Here is a 2,281-nt window from a genome sequence, read left to right on the forward strand (position 1 = left end):
CCCCTCCATGGCCTGTCGCTTCCACTCGCCCACCATGGTCTGGTGAATGCCGTGCTTGGCCGCCAGCTGCGCCGTCGTCAACTCACCCCGCAGCGCTTCCAAAGCAACCTTCGCCTTGAAATCCGCCGAATACCGCATCCGCTTGCCCGTCATCCGGGTCCGTCCTTCTCACAGGCGAACCGAGCTTACCCACCTGTCCGAAATCCGGGGACCACCTCACCCTCCCTCGCTGATCGACTCCAGCCGGCCTTCGAGGTCGAGCAGCTGGATGCAACCTTCCGAGCTTGCCAGCACGCGGCGGCTAAACTCCTCGCTCCCGCGGAGACGCTTGTCCGCGAGCACGCGCTCCGTGACGTCGGAGCCTTCGATGAAGATGCCGCTGACCCTCCCGTCCTCCCCAAAGACCGGCTGGCAGATGATGTCGATGAAGCGTTCCTCGGCGGGCTCGCCAGGGCGGCGGTTCAGCTGCACCGGCACCGCCTCACCGCGGCACGGCTTCCCGGTCGTGTAGGCCCGGTCGAGCATTTCGAGTATGCCCTGGCCTTTAAGCTCGGGGTGCGCCTCGCGCACTGTCTTGCCAACCATGTCATCACGGCCGGTCAGGGTCCGGGTTGCCGCGTTCGATAAAACAAAGACGTGCTCAGGCCCCTCGGTCATCGCGATAATGCCGGGGGCCTGTTCGAACATCTGAACCAAGCGTTCACGCTTGGCTGCCTTCCGCCGGTCAGCCAGGACCCGCTCTGTCGTCTCGACGACGATAGCGATCACGCCTACTGGCCGCCCGCTCTCGTCCGGGACGGGCGAGTAGCTCAGATCCATCCAGACCTGCTCAGGCACGCCGTTCCGGTGAATCGTTAGCTGCTGGTCCCTGTAGGAGAGCATGCCGCCGGCAAGGCCGACCTTCATGACGTTGTCATTGAAGTCGGATAATTCGGGCCAGCCCTCGCGGACCTTCGAACCCAGGAGCCCTGGATGGCAGCCGCCGGCCAAAACCGAGTAGGCGTCATTGTAGAGCATGATGCCGTCCTCGCCCCACAGCAGTACCATCGGCACGGGGGACCGCAGGATGATGCCGAGTGCCGTCCGGAGGCTCTGCGGCCACCTGTCGAGCGGACCGAGCGGGGAGCTGGCCCAGTCACACGACGGGATGAGGCGGCCCATCTCGCCCCCGGTACTGGCTAGGCTCTCCTCGAAGGAGGGAGGCCGACCTCTAGCCAAACTTCTTCCTTTCAGTTGTGGCCGCCGAAACGGCGATCCAGAATAGCCGGACAACGCAGTCACGCCTCCGGCTGTTCAACGGACAGCGTGACCCGGTGCAATCCCTTTAGATTTGCCTCGGGTTTTGGACCAGCCGGAGCGGGAAAATCCAGCCTCCTTGGACTTGCCCCCAATGTTGGACCAGCCGGAGCAGCAAAATTCCGGCTTGGATGCCTCAGGACGGAGGACCCTGTCCTGCGGCGTTGGCCAGCTCGATCGGGGCTCTGTGGCCGATCGAGCTGTGTGGCCGGACCTCGTTGTAGTCCACCGCCAAGCTTCGCATTTTCGCCGGGCATCTTCCAGGCTGAGGAACCAGTTAGCGTTCAGGCACTCCGCCCGGACCTTGCCGTTGAAGCTCTCCGCGAAGGCGTTGTCGGTTGGCTTGCCCGGCCGAGAGAAGTCCAGCACCACACCCGGGGCATAGACCCAGAGGTCCAGGTCACGGCAGATGATCTCGGGGCCGTTGTCGAGACGAATCTGGCGGGGCAGGCCGTAGCATGTTGTCACCCGCTCAAGCGTCTCGACCACATCCGCATCGCGGTAGCTCAGCCGCACGTCGATCGCAGGCGAGATCCGGCTGTGGGCATCCACGATGGTCAGGATGCGGATCCGGTGCCGTCGAACAGCTGGTCCGACAGGAAGCCCATCGCCCAGGTGTCGTTCGGTGCGCCTGCCGCCGGCCGGTCCTGCCGCAGCTTGTGGCCGAGACCTTCCGCTTCGGCGTCTTGCTCCGCAGTTGCAGACCCTCCAGCCGGTACAGACGCCAGACCCGCTTGGCATTCACTGCCCAGCCCTCCCGCCGCAGTGAGGTGGTCCCCGGATTTCGGACAGGTGGGTAAGCTCGGTTCGCCTGTGAGAAGGACGGACCCGGATGACGGGCAAGCGGATGCGGTATTCGGCGGATTTCAAGGCGAAGGTTGCTTTGGAAGCGCTGCGGGGTGAGTTGACGACGGCGCAGCTGGCGGCCAAGCACGGCATTCACCAGACCATGGTGGGCGAGTGGAAGCGACAGGCCATGGAGGGG

The 2,281-nt window shown here is 64.6% G+C and carries 3 protein-coding genes and 1 pseudogene; 1 reads left to right on the top strand and 3 read right to left on the bottom strand.

Going from position 1 to position 2,281, the window contains the following annotated elements:
- The 3 genes and pseudogenes from H7965_RS29555 to H7965_RS29565 all read right to left on the bottom strand — a co-directional run.
- Positions 1-153: transposase (locus H7965_RS29555; RefSeq protein WP_186773799.1), on the bottom strand; the 153-nt coding region annotated here is incomplete at its 3' end.
- A 63-nt stretch (positions 154-216) separates the two neighbouring features.
- Positions 217-1,161: a PAS domain-containing protein gene (locus H7965_RS29560; RefSeq protein WP_186774054.1), complete on the bottom strand. Its 945-nt coding sequence runs from the start codon at positions 1,159-1,161 to the stop codon at positions 217-219.
- Positions 1,162-1,432: 271 nt separating this feature from the next.
- Positions 1,433-2,062 (bottom strand): annotated as a pseudogene (locus H7965_RS29565) (integrase core domain-containing protein); the annotation flags it as partial.
- A 66-nt stretch (positions 2,063-2,128) separates the two neighbouring features.
- On the opposite strand from H7965_RS29565, the gene H7965_RS29570 reads away from it, so the two are divergent.
- Positions 2,129-2,281 (top strand): transposase (locus H7965_RS29570; RefSeq protein WP_186773799.1); only part of this gene is annotated, 153 nt, incomplete at its 3' end.

Origin of the sequence: Siccirubricoccus deserti (genome assembly GCF_014283215.1) — a bacterium.
GTDB lineage: Bacteria > Pseudomonadota > Alphaproteobacteria > Acetobacterales > Acetobacteraceae > Siccirubricoccus > Siccirubricoccus deserti.

Excerpts from the sequence above, each read along its gene's own strand:
- H7965_RS29560 (WP_186774054.1), bottom strand. The coding sequence starts at position 1,161 with ATGGGCCGCCTCATCCCGTCGTGTGACTGGGCCAGCTCCCCGCTCGGT.